16 protein-coding genes and 1 tRNA gene are annotated in these 13,411 nt (G+C 64.1%); 11 read left to right on the forward strand and 6 right to left on the reverse strand.

From position 1 onward, the window contains the following. The first annotated feature begins 54 nt into the window (after positions 1–54). Together serA and HL657_RS04700 are read left to right on the forward strand one after the other, a co-directional pair. Positions 55–1,638 (forward strand): phosphoglycerate dehydrogenase, encoded by a 1,584-nt coding sequence (serA, locus tag HL657_RS04695; protein WP_317295672.1) that lies wholly within the window; start codon positions 55–57, stop codon positions 1,636–1,638. A 136-nt stretch (positions 1,639–1,774) separates the two neighbouring features. Then, a tRNA-Val gene (locus HL657_RS04700) sits at positions 1,775–1,848 on the forward strand. A gap of 417 nt (positions 1,849–2,265) precedes the next feature. Here HL657_RS04700 and HL657_RS04705 read toward each other — a convergent pair. After that, positions 2,266–2,523, reverse strand: coding sequence for a hypothetical protein (locus tag HL657_RS04705; protein WP_317295673.1), 258 nt, complete (start codon positions 2,521–2,523; stop codon positions 2,266–2,268). 5 nt (positions 2,524–2,528) lie between these two features. Here HL657_RS04705 and HL657_RS04710 point away from each other — a divergent pair, with 5 nt between their 5' ends. From HL657_RS04710 to HL657_RS04720, 3 genes are read left to right on the forward strand one after another with little or no spacing between them, the layout of a single operon-like run. After that, positions 2,529–2,825 carry a nucleotidyltransferase family protein gene (locus HL657_RS04710; protein ID WP_317295674.1) on the forward strand — a complete coding sequence of 99 codons (297 nt, stop codon included), beginning with the start codon at positions 2,529–2,531 and terminating at the stop codon, positions 2,823–2,825. A gap of 16 nt (positions 2,826–2,841) precedes the next feature. Beyond that, a complete protein-coding gene (locus HL657_RS04715; RefSeq protein WP_317295675.1) occupies positions 2,842–2,976 on the forward strand; it encodes a HepT-like ribonuclease domain-containing protein in 135 nt (44 codons plus the stop codon). Between the two features lie 9 nt (positions 2,977–2,985). After that, positions 2,986–3,219: a HepT-like ribonuclease domain-containing protein gene (locus HL657_RS04720; RefSeq protein ID WP_317295676.1), complete on the forward strand. Its 234-nt coding sequence runs from the start codon at positions 2,986–2,988 to the stop codon at positions 3,217–3,219. Positions 3,220–3,450: 231 nt separating this feature from the next. Here HL657_RS04720 and HL657_RS04725 read toward each other — a convergent pair whose 3' ends face one another. Together HL657_RS04725 and HL657_RS04730 are read right to left on the reverse strand one after the other, a co-directional pair. Then, positions 3,451–3,981 carry an SRPBCC family protein gene (locus HL657_RS04725; protein ID WP_317295677.1) on the reverse strand — a complete coding sequence of 177 codons (531 nt, stop codon included), beginning with the start codon at positions 3,979–3,981 and terminating at the stop codon, positions 3,451–3,453. Positions 3,982–4,145: 164 nt separating this feature from the next. Then, positions 4,146–5,267, reverse strand: coding sequence for an acyltransferase (locus tag HL657_RS04730; RefSeq protein ID WP_317295678.1), 1,122 nt, complete (start codon positions 5,265–5,267; stop codon positions 4,146–4,148). A 131-nt stretch (positions 5,268–5,398) separates the two neighbouring features. Here HL657_RS04730 and HL657_RS04735 point away from each other — a divergent pair, with 131 nt between their 5' ends. Together HL657_RS04735 and HL657_RS04740 are read left to right on the forward strand one after the other, a co-directional pair. Next, positions 5,399–5,848, forward strand: coding sequence for a PPC domain-containing DNA-binding protein (locus tag HL657_RS04735; protein WP_317295679.1), 450 nt, complete (start codon positions 5,399–5,401; stop codon positions 5,846–5,848). Then, positions 5,845–7,647: a YgiQ family radical SAM protein gene (locus tag HL657_RS04740; RefSeq protein ID WP_317295680.1), complete on the forward strand. Its 1,803-nt coding sequence runs from the start codon at positions 5,845–5,847 to the stop codon at positions 7,645–7,647. Before HL657_RS04735 ends, HL657_RS04740 begins: the two co-directional genes overlap by 4 nt. 2 nt (positions 7,648–7,649) lie before the next feature. Here HL657_RS04740 and HL657_RS04745 read toward each other — a convergent pair whose 3' ends face one another. Next, on the reverse strand, positions 7,650–7,892 hold the full coding sequence (locus HL657_RS04745) for a hypothetical protein (RefSeq protein ID WP_317295681.1): 243 nt from the start codon (positions 7,890–7,892) through the stop codon (positions 7,650–7,652). Between the two features lie 50 nt (positions 7,893–7,942). Further along, the gene (locus HL657_RS04750) at positions 7,943–8,239 is read right to left on the reverse strand and encodes an HNH endonuclease (protein WP_317295682.1); all 297 of its coding nucleotides are present in this window, start codon (positions 8,237–8,239) and stop codon (positions 7,943–7,945) included. A 287-nt stretch (positions 8,240–8,526) separates the two neighbouring features. Here HL657_RS04750 and HL657_RS04755 point away from each other — a divergent pair, with 287 nt between their 5' ends. Genes HL657_RS04755 through HL657_RS04765 form a run of 3 tightly spaced genes read left to right on the forward strand, consistent with a single transcriptional unit; the run spans position 8,527 to position 11,419 of the window. Then, positions 8,527–9,216, forward strand: a complete 690-nt coding sequence (locus tag HL657_RS04755; protein WP_317295683.1) for a TIGR00266 family protein — start codon at positions 8,527–8,529, stop codon at positions 9,214–9,216. Between the two features lie 31 nt (positions 9,217–9,247). Beyond that, positions 9,248–10,267, forward strand: coding sequence for a DUF2117 domain-containing protein (locus tag HL657_RS04760; protein WP_317295684.1), 1,020 nt, complete (start codon positions 9,248–9,250; stop codon positions 10,265–10,267). Between the two features lie 3 nt (positions 10,268–10,270). Beyond that, on the forward strand, positions 10,271–11,419 hold the full coding sequence (locus HL657_RS04765; RefSeq protein WP_317295685.1) for a hypothetical protein: 1,149 nt from the start codon (positions 10,271–10,273) through the stop codon (positions 11,417–11,419). Here the strand turns inward: HL657_RS04765 and HL657_RS04770 are convergent. After that, the gene (locus HL657_RS04770) at positions 11,416–13,068 is read right to left on the reverse strand and encodes an ATP-dependent DNA ligase (RefSeq protein ID WP_317295686.1); all 1,653 of its coding nucleotides are present in this window, start codon (positions 13,066–13,068) and stop codon (positions 11,416–11,418) included. The two genes, HL657_RS04765 and HL657_RS04770, sit on opposite strands and share 4 nt — an antisense overlap. 101 nt (positions 13,069–13,169) lie before the next feature. On the opposite strand from HL657_RS04770, the gene HL657_RS04775 reads away from it, so the two are divergent. After that, positions 13,170–13,403: a hypothetical protein gene (locus HL657_RS04775; protein ID WP_317295687.1), complete on the forward strand. Its 234-nt coding sequence runs from the start codon at positions 13,170–13,172 to the stop codon at positions 13,401–13,403. The last annotated feature ends 8 nt before the right edge of the window (positions 13,404–13,411 follow it).

The raw sequence follows: 13,411 nt of genomic DNA on the forward strand, positions 1-13,411 counted from the left end.
TTTCGGAGGAAAAAGCATCAATACATATGATGTTGAATTAGTATGGGTTGAACCGTGAAATATAGAGTGCTGGTCAGCGACCCGCTGGCAGAGGAAGGGATTGACATCCTGAAGGAATTCTGCGACGTGGATGTCAACACCGGGCTGACCGAGGAACAGCTCGTAGATAGTATCGGAAACTACGATGCCCTGCTGGTGCGCTCGGGCACCGAGGTGACGGCGCGGGTCATCGATGCGGGAGCGAAACTCAAGTTTATCGGCCGTGCCGGCGCCGGGGTCGACAATATCGATACAGAGGCGGCGACGCGCAGGGGCATCATCGTTGCGAACGCACCTGAAGGAAACACGCTCGCGGCCACGGAGCACACGATGGCGATGATGCTCTCGCTCGCGCGCAATATCCCCCAGGCGACCGCATCCTTGAAGAATGGCGAGTGGAAGCGTTCGAAGTTCATGGGCGTCGAACTGAACGACAAGATCCTCGGCATCATGGGGTTCGGGCGTATCGGGCGCGAGGTGGCGAAACGTGCACAGGCAATGCAGATGAAGTGCATCGCCTACGATCCGTTCATCACGAAGGAGCGGGCCGCAAGCCTCGGCGTGGAGATGGTGCCGCTCGACGAGCTCTTCCGGAGGGCGGACGTGATCACAGTCCACACGCCGCTGATCAAGGAGACGCGTCACGTCATCAACGCCGAGACGATCGCGACGATGAGGGACGGCGTCCGGCTGATCAACTGTGCACGCGGCGGGATCATCGACGAGAAGGCGCTCGCGGACGCGGTTGCGAGCGGCAAGGTCGCCGGTGCGGCGCTGGACGTCTTCGAGAACGAGCCGCCGACGGAATCACCGCTCCTCGGACTCGACAGGGTTATCGTCACCCCGCACCTCGGGGCGAGCACGGTCGAGGCGCAGAAGAACGTCGCGGTCTCGGTCGCAAACCAGTGCATCAGCGTTCTATCCGGCGGCGCGGCGAAGTACGTGGTGAATGCGCCGATGATCCCGGCGGAGCAGCAGGCCCTGGTCGAGCCCTACGCGATGCTCGCGCAGAAGATGGGCAGCCTCCTCATCCAGCTCGTCGAAGGGAGGCTCGAGTCGCTCGAGATCACCTACGGGGGCGAGGCTGCAGCGCTGCCGAACACGAAGTTCATCACCCGCGTCATCTTGAAGGGGCTTCTCGATCCGATCCTGCAGGTGCCGGTCAACATCGTGAACGCTGAGTTCGTTGCAAAGGAGCGCGGCATCCGGATGAGTGAGACGACGACCGAAGAGGCGCAGGGATTCCGGAACATCATCTGCATCACCGCAAAGACCGATAGGATGACCGAGACGGTGAGCGGGAGCGTCTCGGGCCCGAACCGGGCACGGATCGTGAGCATCGGCGGCTACATGACCGACCTGACCCCGACCGGCCACGTGGTCATCTCCCGCCACACCGACAAGCCGGGCGTCATCGGCAAGGCCGCGACGATCCTGGGACGCGTGAACGTGAACATCGCGGGAATGCAGGTGGGACGCCACAAGCCCGGTGAAGAGGCGCTGATGGTCCTCACGGTCGACTCCGCGGTGCCGGCCGACGCGATGGACGAGATCAAGAAGATCGACGGCATCCACACGGCGAAACACGCCGAGATCTGATCGGCCGGATCATCACCACCCCCATTTTCACCGCGTGCCGGCCCCCGATGCGGCGGAGCCGGCACGGGGCGGTTTTCGGGGCAAGCGAATAATTTTATACCCGGAGCACCAACCTTATTGATCGTCGGGAAGACACGGGCTCGTGGTCTAGCTGGTTATGACGTCGCCTTGACATGGCGGAGGTCCTGAGTTCGAATCTCAGCGAGCCCATCACTGTTTTGGGAAACAAGCGCTTTTGTAAATTTATTTCCCGGGCTCAATATTGCTCAAATGAACCCATAATTCCAACAAAATTGTGCTTCCGACACGCGAGTTATTGTGCCGCCCCCTGAGCACGATCTCCAGCTCCCTGCTTTTCCGCAGGAGTTGTGTCCGAAATCCACATGCGCTTTTTCAGGACTTTCCATACAACTCATGCCGTCTCAGACGTCCGAGGAAGGGCAGGCTATTCCATCCAGAAGGCCGGTAGCAAGGTTGATATTTCACGCACCTGTGAAGGGTGCGGCGTGGCTGATGCAGGACCGGCGATAACCTTGACCGCCATTTCCATCCACACACCTGCGAGGGGTGCGACAATACCGTTCCCTGCTTCATCCATGAACCCACCCGAGTTCGGCCGCTCCTCCTTCACCCCCCGCCGAGCACCTTCACCAGCACCGCCACGATCCCTCCGGCGACGACTACTACGTCACCTTCACCAGAAAGACCGTCCGGATCTCGTCCTACCAGGACGACGCCATCCGCACCGCGGTCGAGACCTGGGCCGACGCTGTTGCGTCGCTGGACTGAATCGGGGACTCTTCCCTCGCTCTTTTTTCCCCGGGTGCCGGGCAGAGCCTTTGTACCGGGGATATCTATACTTAAGAGAACAGCGCATGCCTCCATCGGGAATGGATACCGTCACCCGCGAGGCCGACGGGGAGTGTGCACGGATCATCGGCATTCTCCGGAGGAAGAAGGCGTACCTGGAAGAGACCTATCACGTCGGGTCCATCGGCATCTTCGGCTCGTGCCGGCGCGGCGAGGAGCGCGAGGAAAGCGACGTGGACATCCTGGTCGAATTCTCAGAAGTCCCGGGGATCTTCGGGTTCTCAGGCTTGAGCGCTACCTCTCCGAGATCCTCGGCAGACCGGTCGACCTGGTCGAAAAGAGCGCGCTCAAACCCCGTATCGGCCGCCGTATCCTGAATGAGGTTATCTACGTATGACGGCTCCGCGGAACACCCTCGACTACCTGGACGATATCCTTGACGCCGTCGATAAGATCGAGGTTTTCACCCAGGGTATGTCGTATGAGGAGTTCTCCGAGGACGATAAGACCGTCTACGCGGTCACGTGAGCACTGGAAGTGATCGGTGAGGCGACGAAGTGCATTCCCCGACGCGCCAGAGAGAGTTGTCCCTCTCTTCCCTGGAGCGAAATGGCTGGTATGCGCGACAAACTGATCCATGCCTACTTCGGGATCAACAGAGCGATCATCTGGAGGACGATTCGGGATGACATCCCTTCCCTCAGGTCCGCGATGCAGGCCCTCCGGGATGACCTGGCCGCGGACGGATCCACGAGCGGCGAGCACCGGTAAGCACGAATGGTGACGAGGGGGTCCCGGCCTGCAACCGGTCCCTCATCGCCGGTTTCACCCGATAACCTGGAGGAGAACCGGTACGCGTGGCGGGGAGAACCCCTCTGTTCCGGGTGGCGGGGATGATCCGGGAGCCATCCCGACTACCGATACCGTCCCCGCGCTGGACTGAGGGGAGATGACTCTCCCCCGTCGAAACTCTTTGAGTTTCTCAAGCTCCCCCCGACGACCCTACTCCTGCAGCCTCTCCAGAAGCTCGTCGAGCCTTGAGAAGGAGTCCTTCATGCCTTCCTCCATATCGGACTGCATCATCCCGTCGCGGTCCTCCACCGAGAGGAAGACCGACCGGCCGGTGAATCTCGTCCGGTTGCCGGGCAGTTCCTCGAACTTCGCCACGTCCAGGACGGCGTGCCCGGACTCCGGGAGTCCCTCGAACTCAAAGGTCTGGATGATCCGCTCGGGCGGCGTCACATCGTGGTTCACCCCGTGGAACCCAAACTCGTTGCCCTCCTCATCCATCTGAACATACCGCCAGCTCCCCCCGCTCCGGGGTTCAAACGTCTCTATCCTCGTGGTGAGGCCCCGCGGGCCGATCCACTGCTCATAGAGTTTCGGGTCGGTGTAAGCCCGAAAGACCAGGTCCCGCGGAGCATCGAACTCCCGGACGACGATCAGTTCCTGCTTTCCCGGTTCAGCAGTGATCCGGGTAGGGTTCCTCTCTCTGCGGGCCGACTCTTCGCTCTTTTGCAGTTCCTGTGCCATTCAATCCATCTCCTTTCGCATCCCCCGGGAGCCCTCATCTTGCTTATAGATTATCGGCCGTGCTGCAGGACACCACTGTGAACGATCGCGAACGATCGGAAGACTTTGCCAGGGGCGAGATTGTACGGCGAACCCGACGGTGTCGGATTTGAGGCACACTCCCTTCACTGCAACGGCCCCCGCCGCACCCGCGACTCCCCCACCAGGTACCCCGCGTACGGCACCCTCGACACCGCCCGCACCGCCCCGTAGCTCGCCGCCGCCGCCCCGAGAAAGATCACCGGGTAGGTCTCCCAGTCCGCCCACGACAGCCCGGTGAGGGAGAACCAGGCAGCCGCACCGGCGGCGATGACGAGCGGGTGGATGAGGTAGATCCCATAGGAGTGCTCCCCGAAGGACCGGGAGGCGCCCGCAGTCCTCCCCCCGCCGGCCTCCTCCAGCCGCCAGGCCGCGAGGACGAGCACGGCGATGACGGGAACGTAGTAGAACGGCTCAAGGATCCGGTAGATGCAAAAGACGGAGAGCGTCGCGCCGGAGAGGCTCCCGTAGTGGTGCACGGCCACCGCCCACATGCCCCCGAGGAGGAGGGCGCCCGCACCGGCCGCGGCGAGGACCCCCGCAGGGGAGAGAGACCGGAGCTGCGACCGGAACCGGTCCGTATGCCGGGCGACGTAGATCCCGAGGACGAAGTAGAAGAGGTGCGACGGGAAGACGCGGATCAGCACGGTGTACCACTCCGTGCCCGCAAACGCTCCCGCAAGGTGGGCGCCCACGTTCCAGAGGACCTGGACGAAGAGGAGGGCGAGGAGGAGAAAGAACGCCGCACCGCCCCGGTCGAACCGGTCGTAGCCTCTTGCGATCAGCGGGAAGAGGAGGTAGAGCTGGATGATCAGAACAAAGAACCAGAGGTTGTAGGCGGCGGTCCCGAGGAGGAGGGCTTCCGCAACCCTCCCGGGCGCCGGCACGCCGGCGAACCCGAACGTCCCCTCGACCGTCACCATGAGGTAGAGGGCGGTGAAGAAGAGGTAGGGCAGAAGGATTGTCTGGGCCCGGCGGCGGTAGAAGTCCCGGATGGAGTATTCACCTGAATACCGTGCGCCAAGCACCCAGCCGGATATGAAGATGAAGACCGGGACGGCGAAGTGGGCGACGACGTAGACGGCGACGTTTACGAGGGCAAGCAGGTTCACGCCGGGGATCCGGGTGTAGTTCATGGAGACGTGGACGGCGATCACGGCGAGGGCGGCAAACCCCCGCAGATATTCAACCTCCCGGAACCAGACCACCGCAGTCACACCTCTCTCTATCGCCCGGAGGGCACTGCATCATTGCAGGCCGGGTATATAACTGCCCCCACACGCAACGGGTCAAGCACTAATACTATCAGACGACACCATCATATCAGGAGAGTGAATCCATGCAGTACTCGGAAGGCCAGGTCGGCAGGATCTTCACCGTCCGGATCGACGACGGAGAGGACTTTTTACGGGAGATCCAGCGGTTTGTCACGGCGATGAACATCCAGAGCGGCACGATCCAGTTCCTTGGCGCCGTCCGGTCCGCAAAAATTGTCACCGGGCCAAAGGAGCCGGTCATCCCGCCGTCCCCGCGGGGCGAAGAGATCTTCGGGGGCTGGGAACTCCTCGGGTTCGCCACCATCTACCCCGGGGAGGACGGGCCGTCCATCCACCTCCACACCGCGGCAGGAAAGGGAATACGGTCGCTCGCCGGGTGCCTCCGTGAAAAAGCGGAGGTCTACCTGGTGATCGAGGCGATAATTACGGAGTTCGTCGGCATCTCCGCCCGGAGGCTCCCTGACGAGAAGACCGGTGTCAACCTCCCGGTCTTCGACCGGACGCTCCCATGACCGGGCAGCCGGAATACCTCCCGATGACGGTTGCGGAGGGGGAGCGTCTCGGGATCGACCAATTCGACGTCGTCCTCGTCACCGGCGACGCCTACGTCGACCACCCCTCCTTCGGGACCGCGCTCCTTGGCCGGGTGCTCTGGGATGCCGGATACTCGGTCGGCGTCATCGCCCAGCCCGACTGGAAGAGCGACGAGGACCTCCGGCGTCTCGGCGAGCCCCGGCTCTTCTTCTCGGTCTCGGCCGGGAACGTCGACTCACTGGTGAACGCCTTCACGCCGAACCTGAAACGCCGGCGAACGGATGTCTACTCCCCGGGGGGAAAACTCCTCCGGCCCGACCGGGCGACCCTGGTCTACACCGACCGGGTCCACGCCCTCTTCTCGAAGACACCGGTCGTCATCGGCGGGATCGAGGCGAGCCTCCGGCGGTTCGCCCACTACGACTACTGGTCCGACTCCGTCCGGCAGGCCATCCTCGCCGACGCCCCGGCCGACCTGCTCGTCTTCGGCATGGGCGAGCGCCAGGTGGTCGCGATCGCCGACCGGCTTGCCGCCGGCGAAGCCGCAAGAACCCTCACCGACATCCCCGGCACCGCCTACCGTGTCGAGAAGAAGGCCTGGCGAGGCATGGACCAGACCGGTTACGTCGTCCTTCCGGACTACGCAGAGATAAAAGAGAACCGATACGCCTACGCGAAAGCGTTTGCGCTGCACTACAACGAGCAGGACCCCTTCCGGGGCCGACCCGTGGTCCAGCCGCACCCAAAGACCGTCATCGTCCAGAACCCGCCGGCGATGCCGCTCTCGTCCGTTGAACTCGACCGGGTCTACGAACTCCCCTACACGCGGAGGGCCCACCCCTCCTACACCGAATCCATCCCTGCCCTCGAACCCGTCAGGTTCTCGGTCGTCAGCCACCGGGGGTGTTTTGGGGCCTGTTCGTTCTGCGCCCTCACCCATCACCAGGGGCGGATCATCCAGAGCCGGAGCGCGGACTCGATCGTCCGTGAGGTGGAGCGGATGGCGAAGATGCCGGACTTTACGGGCGTCGTCCAGGACGTCGGCGGGCCGACGGCGAACATGTACGGCATCCACTGCGGCCAGTGGGAGACCGCCGGCACCTGCCCCGACCGCCGCTGCACCGACTGCCCCGCACTTGACCGCAGCCACGAGGAGCAACTCCGCCTGCTCCGGCGCCTTCGGGAGATCCCGGAGGTGAAGCGGGTCTTCATCGCGTCGGGCATCCGCTACGACCTGATCCCGGAGGAAGAGAATTACCTCGCCGAGGTCTGCGCCAACCACGTCTCCGGGCACCTCAAGGTCGCCCCCGAACACGTCTCGGAACGCGTCTGCGTCTGCATGGGAAAGCCCCCCCGCGAGGTCTTCGACACCTTCAGGGAGCGGTTCGAGGCCCTCCAGGAAGGCAAGCAGAAGAGGCAGTACCTCGTCCCCTACTTCATGTCCGGCCATCCCGGGTGCCGGATCGAAGATATGGTCGAACTCGCCGAGTACGTCCGGGACACCGGTCTCTACACCGAACAGGTCCAGGACTTCACGCCGACCCCGATGAGCATATCGACGACCATCTACCATACCGGCCTCGACCCCTTCACCCTCGAGAAGGTCTACGTCCCGAAAGGGCGGGAGAAACGGGTCCAGCGGGCGCTCATGCACTACCGGGACCCGGAGAATTACGGGCTCGTCTGCGAAGGGCTCCGCGCGGCCGGGAGGGAGGACCTCATCGGGAATGCGTGGCGGTGCCTTGTCCCGGCGAGGAGAAAGGGCCGGGGAAGATAAGATTATCTCCCCAGAATCGAGCCCGCGGCAAACCCAGCAGCCACCGCGACAGCCCTGCTCGGGATCCGGGGGATCACAAACATCGTCACCGCCAGGGAGACAGCGGTGTTGGCCGTCGTGCCGGGGGTGACAGCGGCATCGATCATCCGCATCGTGCAGGAGCGCCATTGGCGGGACGGGGAAAGCGCGAACTTCCCGGCGATATCACTCGCCGTCTGCATGGCCGTCGACCGCCACTCACCCACTTCCGTTACTCTCCGCCTGCAGGGCATGATACAGGGTGTGGCGCCGTATACTACTTATTCCTATGGCCGGCCGTACCGCCGAACCGCTCCCGGATCCGGCGCATGCGGTTGCGGTGGCAGAAGGGGCAGAGGGCCTCGAAGTTCCCGAGCGTATGGGCCCCGCCGCAGATTGCCGGCTGCCGGAGGTCGAAATGCGTTGAGTCGGCACTGAGCGGGGCGTTACATCCGGCACACCGGTGGCACTGCCGTTCGAGGACGGTCTGCATGGCCTCGTCCGTGATGTACGCCCCCGGAATAAACGCATCGTCAGCATGCCCCGCTACCGGTGCTCCGCGCTCGCTTACCACGCGGAGAAATTATTTTTCCGGATTTTAAACCTTTTGGCAAGTCGGCAGGCGGCGAACCCGGGTACCAGGGCCATCAGAGGGATTCGCACCGCAACAAAACTTTTCAAAGCGCAATAACGGCCTCCCGAGGCGTTTCGAACGGCAGCAGAACCTCCGCTTCACGAGCGATTCCGGGAGAGCGAACCCCCGAGAACAGCCCGGAGAATGAGCGCAAGAACGCCGGAACCAGGGACATTTCAGCGAAATAAAAGAAAAACCTATTATTTTGCGACAGATTATGCATCAGCATGCAGTACGAGATCACCGGAGACAACCTGCAGATGGTGACCCTCCGCCTCGCCTCCGGCGAGAGCGCCTGCGCCGAGGCCGGCGCCATGGTCAACATGAGCGGGAACATGCAGATGACCACCAACATGAAGGGCGGGCTCTTCAAGGGACTCAAACGGATGATGACCGGCGAGGGGCTCTTCATGACCGAGTTCACCCCGGAGGGTGGGGATGGGTTCGTCTCGTTCGCCGGGAACGTCCCGGGGAAGATCTTCACCCTCGACCTCTCTGGAAACGAGTTCATCGCCCAGAAGGATGCATTCCTCTGCTCCGAGCAGGGCATCGACCTCGATATCGCGTTCACGAAGAAGCTCCGCTCAGGCGCTTTCGGCGGCGAAGGGTTCATCCTGCAGCGGCTCTCCGGGAGCGGGAAGGCGTTTCTCCACTGTTGCGGCGACATCATGGAGATGACGCTTGCACCGGGCGAGGTGGTCAGGGTCGAGACCGGCCTCGTCGTCGGGTTCGAGAGCACCGTCGACTACAGCATAGCGCTCGCCGGCGGCGTGAAGACCGTCTTCTTCGGCGGGGAGGGGCTCTTCCTGACCACGCTGACCGGGCCGGGCCGGGTCGTCCTGCAGTCCATGGATATCGCGAAACTCGCGAATTCCCTGATGCCCTACCTCCCCGTCCAGAACTCCTCGGGACGGTAACCTGATAGTCGGCGAGGGCAGAGAAGTACTGATGAACCTCGTCATGGTGGTGCACGGCCCCGAAGTCTTCGATGCCGGGGACGTCGAACGGCTGATCGGGCTCCTCTCTCCCCGGCGGGTGCTTGTCGCGGGTGTGATGGCCCGGACGGCCGCCGAGGAATCCGGGCTCTCGGTCATCTGCACGGACGAGCGGCCGAGCGTGGTCCTCGCCGCCCTCTCCGGGAGAGCGTGCCTGGTCAACCGGGGAAAGACCCCGAAGTCCGGCCGGATCTTCGGCGAGATCGTCGCCGGCCGGCTCCCGGGGCTCGTCCACGTGGAGACCTCAAGCGGAACCGTCTATCGCTGGAACCGTGGTGACCGGGATCTCGCGGAGGAGATCGTCCGGCGGACGGGGTACGATCTCGTTCACGCAAAGAGCACCGGCGACCGGGGAGACGGCGTCCGGGAGATCCGCGGCTGCATACCGGGGGAGGCGGTCTTCGTGAACGGGATCGTCATCGGGACGGCGACGGCGGAGACGGTCATCCTCTCCGGGGAGAACGGAGCCCTCAGGGTGGTCTCCGGCCTCGACCCAAAACCCCACGGGCTTGAGAAACTCCTCCGGGCGGGCCTCCCCGAGATCCGGAAAGCCTGGTGCAAGAGCGGACCGGTGCGTTCGGCCCCGCCCCGGCAGGGCGAGCGCGCCTCCCGCACGGGCAGGGTCGCGGTCATCGACCACTGCGGTCACGCCCTTTACCGCGAGATCGGGGAAGATGTCTGCGGCGTCCTCGCCGTCGGCGATGATACCACCGCCGTCTGCGGACATATCTGCTCGCATTCCGGCATCCCCGTCTTCGGGGTGGTCGACGGGGACGCCGACACCATCGTGAAGCCCGGGTACGCGCCGGGGTCGGTGGTGGTCGAGGTCCAGGACGGCCGTGACGACGACATCGGGTGGGAGCTTGCAGCCTCCCGGGACCTCGACCCTTCCAGCTGGGAGGAATGGGTGGAGGAGACGCTCCGCATCCTCGCGGGGAGGGTGCGGATCGTCGTCGACCGCCGCGGGGAGTGAGGCATGCGATGCGCCGAGTGTAAGGGAAAGGGACTCTGTGGGCTCGAGCGATGCCCGATCATGAGCAGGTTCTACGCCCAGGTCCCGGTCCGGCAGAGCGACCAATACCAGGGCTCCGCACCGTCGGTCTTTGTCGGGAGCTACGGCTACCCGAAGGTTGCGGGAGGCCCGCTGATGATCGACGACGCCGACCATCCGCCGGACTGGATTGCGAGAGGCCTTCAAATCGACGATATCGTGGGACTCCGGGCCCGGACGATACGCGGCGCCGGCGAAGCGAAAGGGCTCTCGGGGAACATCCAGGAGATCGCGCTCTCGAGCAAGCCGCTCGACGTGGAAGTCCGGTTTACAAAACCCGTCTCTTTCGACCTCCGGTTCGACGGGACGATCGCCCCGGTCGGGCTCACCGGCGCCATCCGGAAAATGGACGTCCTCGAGAACGCCCGGGTTGACCGGGCGGTCGACCGGGCGACCTCAGACACCGATCTCTCCGCAACCGACGCCTGCGAGATCCTCAACGCCTCGGGAACCGACGTCTACCGGATCACCCAGCTCCTCACCGCCGGCCTCCTCGGGAGCGAGAAGAAGCGGCGCGTCGTCCCCACCCGGTGGGCGATCACGGCGGTCGACGACACGGTCTCAAAGCAGCTCAAGAAGAAGATCGCCCGCTACCCACCGCTCTCCGGAATAGAGGTCTTTTCCGCCTCGCTCTACGGGAACCACATCGTCTGTCTCCTCGTTCCGGGGGACTGGAAGTTCGAGATGATCGAGGTCTGGGGAAAACAGTCGCTCTGGGGCGGCGGAAGCGAGACGATCGCCGTGGACGGCGAAGGCCTCACCAAGTCCGGCTACTCCCCGCTCGCGGGAGCCTACTACTCGGCGCGCCTCGCGATCGCGGAGTACCTGGAGAGCGTGCGGCGGTCGGCACGGGTGCTTGTGCTGCGAAACGTCACCGGCGAGTACTGGGCGCCGCTCGGCACCTGGGTGGTGCGGGAGGCGACGCGGAATGCCATGCGGGGCGAAAAGACCCCGTGCGCCGATCTTCGGCAGGCAACCGACCTCGCGTCCCGGCTCATCGGGTTTGGCCACTGGCGTCCCTACAGCCGGCTCATCCCGGAACTCGTGACACAGAAGACACTCTTTGACTTTTAAGAGGGGAAGGACCCCTGCCCGTTCTTCTGCCGGGCGTAGCGCTCGACGAGCGAGTCAAGGGTCTCGGCCTCGTCGACGCTCTTGTCCTCGCGCACCCGGACAAACCGCGGGAACCGGAGCGCGTAGCCGCTCTCGTAGTTCGGGCTCGTCTGAATCTCGGAATAGCCCACCTCGAAGACCACCTCCGGCTCAAGCGTAACCTCCTTTCCGGAGCGGGCAATCACCTTATCCTTGAAGAGGGCGTAGAGGTCGGCCAGCACCTCGTCCGTGATCCCGGTCGCAACCTTCCCGACCGGGAGGAGCCGGCCCTGGTCCTGGACCGCGAGCAGGAACGAGCCGAACGTCCCGGCTCGCCGGCCTTCGCCCCACTCGGCCCCGACGACCACGAGGTCGAGCGTCTCGACCCCGGGTTTCACCTTCACCCAGAGCCGGCCCCGGACGCCCGGGGTGTAGGGCGAGTCGAAGACCTTCACCATGATACCCTCGTGCCCGAGGTCGAGTGCTTCGGCGTAGATCGCCTCCGCCGCGGCCGCGTCGCCGACCAGATGCTGCGGAGCGACGTGTGCGCCGAGCACCTCATCGAGGGCTTTGCGCCGCTCCGCGAGGGGGCGGTCCATCAACGTCTCGCCGTCCAGGTAGAGGATGTCGAAGACCCTCGGCACGAGCTCGATCTGCTCCATCATCGAGTCCACCTCGTGCTTGCGCCGGAATCGCCGGATCACATACTGGAACGGCATCGGCTTCCCGTCGCGGACGGCGACCGCTTCCCCATCCAGGATGACGTCGTGATCGGTGGCCTCCAGGAGGAGGTTCGCGATGTCGGGGAGGCTCCCCGTGACGTCCTCCAGTTTCCGCGAGTAGATCCGGCAGACGCCGCCCACCTTGTGGAACTGGAACCGGCTCCCGTCGTACTTGTACTCGACCGCCACCTCGCCGTGATCCTCAATCTGGGCGGCGATGGTGCCCGCCTGCGCGAGCATCATCTTCACCGGCCGGAACGGCTCGATCGTCACGCGGGAGAGCGCATCCGGGTCGCTCCGGGCAAGGAGGGCGACCTCCCCGAGATCGTTCAGCGCCTGGTGGGCATGCTCGACCAGGCGGACGTCGACCTCGAACGCCTTCGCGACGGCGTCGCGGACGTTCCCTTCCCCCATGCCGATCCGGAGTTCCTCGAGCATCAGCCGCGCGAGGTACCGCCCCTCGAGCGGGCGGGCGTTGCCGAAGAGGCCCTCCACCACGCGGAGTTTCTCCCGCTGCGACCGCTGCCCCTCGGCGGCCGCCATCCGCTCGAACTCCCGGTAGACGTCGGTGAGGTCGAGTTCCTCGATGAAGAACGACGTCTGCTCCTTCTTTGCAAGGAGCGCCTCGACGGCGAGGCCCACGTCGCCGGTCGTGTTGATCGCCTCGCGGACGGTCTCCCGCTTCGTCCCGACGACATAGGCCACGGCGTCGTAGAGGAGATTCGGACCCACGCCGAGTTTTTTGGTGCTCCAGTCGGGGAAGACCCTGCCCATGACGAACCGGACGAAGACGGGGAGCTCCTCGTCGTCGAGCCGGGGGAGGACGGCGGCGACCTGCTCGATCATATCGAGGCGGCCGGGGATCCCTTCAAGGTGCTCGCAGACGCGGGCGAACTCCAGAAACTGCATACCCATATTCTTTCTACTATTTCCCGGCGGGGTCAATCAACCCTTCTGTTCTACTGGCCGGTTCGGCACGATTGATGTGGGAGCACGGCCTAATTGTACCCATGCACCAGGACGAAGAAACGAAAGAGATGCTCCGCGACCTTATCTGGCTCAACGCGCTGATAGCAACCGAGCTTATCCAGATCACCGAGAACACCTCCCAGATCCTCCGGAAGGCGGCTCCGCCGGAGTCCTGCATCGCCGAGCACGCGGCTCTCCGGGAGACAGCGCTCGAGATCGCTGACCGTTACAGGCCCGGCACGATGCTCCGGAAACACGTTGCAGAGCACCAATAAAAAATAGT

Source organism: Methanoculleus nereidis (assembly GCF_032944295.1).
GTDB lineage: Archaea > Halobacteriota > Methanomicrobia > Methanomicrobiales > Methanoculleaceae > Methanoculleus > Methanoculleus nereidis.

Excerpts from the sequence above, each read along its gene's own strand:
- HL657_RS04755 (WP_317295683.1), top strand. The coding sequence starts at position 8,527 with ATGCAGTACGAGATCACCGGAGACAACCTGCAGATGGTGACCCTCCGC.
- HL657_RS04775 (WP_317295687.1), top strand. The coding sequence starts at position 13,170 with ATGCACCAGGACGAAGAAACGAAAGAGATGCTCCGCGACCTTATCTGG.
- HL657_RS04740 (WP_317295680.1), top strand. The coding sequence starts at position 5,845 with ATGACCGGGCAGCCGGAATACCTCCCGATGACGGTTGCGGAGGGGGAG.
- HL657_RS04725 (WP_317295677.1), bottom strand. The coding sequence starts at position 3,981 with ATGGCACAGGAACTGCAAAAGAGCGAAGAGTCGGCCCGCAGAGAGAGG.
- HL657_RS04735 (WP_317295679.1), top strand. The coding sequence starts at position 5,399 with ATGCAGTACTCGGAAGGCCAGGTCGGCAGGATCTTCACCGTCCGGATC.
- HL657_RS04760 (WP_317295684.1), top strand. The coding sequence starts at position 9,248 with ATGAACCTCGTCATGGTGGTGCACGGCCCCGAAGTCTTCGATGCCGGG.
- HL657_RS04705 (WP_317295673.1), bottom strand. The coding sequence starts at position 2,523 with ATGGAGGCATGCGCTGTTCTCTTAAGTATAGATATCCCCGGTACAAAG.
- HL657_RS04770 (WP_317295686.1), bottom strand. The coding sequence starts at position 13,068 with ATGCAGTTTCTGGAGTTCGCCCGCGTCTGCGAGCACCTTGAAGGGATC.
- HL657_RS04710 (WP_317295674.1), top strand. The coding sequence starts at position 2,529 with ATGGATACCGTCACCCGCGAGGCCGACGGGGAGTGTGCACGGATCATC.
- HL657_RS04765 (WP_317295685.1), top strand. The coding sequence starts at position 10,271 with ATGCGATGCGCCGAGTGTAAGGGAAAGGGACTCTGTGGGCTCGAGCGA.
- HL657_RS04715 (WP_317295675.1), top strand. The coding sequence starts at position 2,842 with ATGACGGCTCCGCGGAACACCCTCGACTACCTGGACGATATCCTTGAC.